The 3,048-nt window shown below is 72.3% G+C and carries 2 protein-coding genes; both read left to right on the top strand.

Annotation, left to right across the window (positions count from 1 at the left end):
- Positions 1–2,030, top strand: a 2,030-nt coding sequence (locus V7793_RS35705) for an MDR family MFS transporter (protein ID WP_336013836.1), incomplete at its 5' end; no start/stop codon positions are given.
- A gap of 180 nt (positions 2,031–2,210) precedes the next feature.
- Positions 2,211–3,048 (top strand): HNH endonuclease family protein (locus tag V7793_RS35710; protein WP_336013837.1); only part of this gene is annotated, 838 nt, incomplete at its 3' end.

Here is a 3,048-nt window from a genome sequence, read left to right on the forward strand (position 1 = left end):
CCCCGGCGGACGTCCCCGCGGCCCCGCCGCCGCTCAGCCGCCGCCGCACGAACCTGGTCTTCGTCACGATCGTGCTGGGCATGCTGCTCGCGGCCCTCGACCAGACGATCGTCTCCACGGCGCTGCCGACGATCGTCGCGGACCTGGGCGGCGGCGGGCACATGGCGTGGGTGGTCACGGCGTACCTGCTCGCCGAGACCGTCTCGACCGTCCTGGTCGGCAAGTTCGGCGACCTCTTCGGCCGGAAGGTCGTCTTCCAGCTCAGTGCCGTCGTCTTCACCGCCGGTTCGGTCTTCGCGGGCGTCGCCGACTCCATGATGATGCTGATCGCCGCGCGCGCCCTGCAGGGCGTCGGCGGCGGCGGTCTGATGGTCACCGCCATGGCGCTGATCGCGGACGTCATCCCGCTGCGCGAGCGCGGCAAGTACCAGGGCGCGCTGGGCGCGGTCTTCGGCGTGACGACGGTCGTCGGCCCGACCCTGGGCGGGGTGTTCACCGACCACGCGACCTGGCGCTGGTGCTTCTACGTCAACGTGCCCGTCGCGATCGTGATGGTCGTCATGGCGGCCCGCACGATCCCGGTGGTCCGCTCGGCGGTGCGGCCCGTCATCGACTACCTGGGCATCGCCCTGGTGGCCGCCGGCGCCTCCGCGCTGGTCCTCGGCCTGGAGTGGGGCGGCAACACGTACGCGTGGAGCTCGGCGGTCATCATCGGCCTGTTCACGGGTGCGATCGCCCTCCTGACGGGCTTCGTCCTGGTGGAGCTGCGGGCGAAGGAACCGATGCTCCCCATGCACCTGTTCCGCAATCCCGTCTTCACCGTCTGCTCCCTCCTCAGCTTCATCGTCGGCTTCGCGATGCTGGGCGCGCTGACGTACCTGCCGACGTACCTGCAGTACGTGGACGGGGTGTCGGCCACCATGTCGGGCGTGCGGGCCCTGCCGATGGTCGCCGGGCTGCTGGGCGCGTCCATGCTCTCGGGCATCGTCGTCAGCCGCACCGGCCGCTACCGGATGTTCCCCGTCTCGGGCATGGCGGTGATGGCGCTGGGGCTGTACCTGATGTCGACGATGGGGGCGTCGACTGGGGCGTGGCTGGAGTCGCTGTACATGTTCGTGCTGGGCGTGGGCATCGGGCTGGCGATGCAGGTGCTGACGATCGCCGTGCAGAACACCGTCCCGTACCACGAGCTGGGGACGGCCACCTCGGGCGTCACGTTCTTCCGCACGCTCGGCAGCTCCTTCGGCACGGCCATCTTCGGCACGCTCTACAGCAACCAGCTCAAGCCCAATCTGGTGGAGGCGCTGGCCCGCTCGCCCGGCGTGCCGCCGTCCGCCGTGATCAGCCCGCAGGGGCTGGCCGCGCTGCCGGCGGACCTGGCGCGGCCGGTCGTCGACGCGTACGCGGAGACCGTGAACTACGTCTTCCTGTGGGTGGTGCCGGTGGCGCTGGCGGGTTTCGTCGCCGCGTGGTTCCTCAAGGAGGTGCCGCTGCGCGACAGCGCGCGGGCCGGTGCGTCCGACATGGGCGAGGGCTTCGCGGCCCCGGACTCCGCGGAGGCGGAGCGTCAGTTGGAGCGGGCGGTGGCGAGCGTCATGCGCAAGGCGAAGGGGCCGGTGAGCCGCCAGGTCCTGGCGGAGTCGGGCAGCCCGCTCGGCCCGGCCGAGGCGTGGACGCTGGGCCAGATCCACTGGCGCCTGCGCGTGCGCGGCGAGGCGGCGCTGTCGTCGGTGGCGGCCGCGCACCGGATGCCGCCGGAGGTGCTGAAGCCGGCCTTCGCCCGCACGGCGGAGGCCGGGTACGCGCGCGTGGAGGGCGACCGGCTGTCGCTGACGCCCGCGGGCGAGGCGGAGATCGAACGGCTGGGCACGACGTGGCGCGCGTGGCTGGCCGCGCGCCTGGACGACTGGGACGTCGCCGGCCCCGAGGACCGCGCCCGCCTCGACCGGGCCCTCGACGCGGTGGCGGAGCGGCTGCTGGAGGAGGCGGAGGCCGCGGAGGAGGAGGGGCTGGAGCGGATCACCGTGTAGGCCTGGGGGAGGGTGGCGGCCTGCGCCCGGGCGGTCCTGGAGGCGAGCGTTTCCCTCCCCGGACGGGTGAATTAATCAGAATATACGCACATTTGACCCCCTCTTGGTCAATTCCTCATGATGGGCCACATCGGCATCCGCAGCACAGCAACTGCACTGCACAGCCTGAGGAGATGCGTCATGCGCCGGTACAGACGCCTGGGAATCGCCTTCGCCATCGCCGCCGCCGTCGTCCCGGCGGCCCTGCCCGGGACCGCCGCCCGGGCCACACCCCCGCCGGAACCCGTCACGCCGCAGGCCGGGCAGCAGACCGGGCGGCACCAGCACCGGGCCCCGATGGACTTCGACGAGAACGACTGCGAGGGGCCGGCCGCGGACGAGGGGGACATCTACACGCGGCCCCCCAAGACCGGGAACCCGCCGACCACGCCCCCGCGCGGCCGCAGCGCCGCCCTGCCCCTGAAGTGGCCCCGGAACCTGCCGGACCGCAAGGAGGCCGTGCGCATGCTGGGCGAGCTGGAGGTCAAGCCCTTCAGCAGCAAGGGCTACCACCGCAAGCACTTCGGCTCCGCCTGCTGGGTCCCGCACGGCGTCGACCGGTGCACCACCCGGCAGATCGCCCTCAAGTTCCAGTCCGTCGTCCCGGCGACGCTCGACGGCAGGTGCAAGGTCGTCGGCGGGCGGTGGCACAGCGAGTACGACAACCGGGACATGGCCGACCCGGCGCACGTCGACATCGACCACGTCGTGCCGCTGCGGCACGCGTGGGGGTCCGGCGCGCGCGCCTGGACGGCCAAGAAGCGGCAGGAGTTCGCCAACGACCTGGCCGCCTCGCCGCAGCTGATCGCGGTGTCCACCTGGGCCAACCGGCGCAAGGGCGACAAGGGGCCGGAGAAGTGGATGCCGGCCGCCGGCGCCGAGTGCCTCTACAGCCAGGCGTGGATCGGGGTGAAGGACTACTACGGGCTGTCCGTGACCCGGAAGGAGAAGGCCAAGCTGCAGCAGGTGCTGGCCGGCT

Source organism: Streptomyces sp. KLMMK (assembly GCF_036961605.1).
Taxonomy (GTDB): domain Bacteria; phylum Actinomycetota; class Actinomycetes; order Streptomycetales; family Streptomycetaceae; genus Streptomyces; species Streptomyces telluris.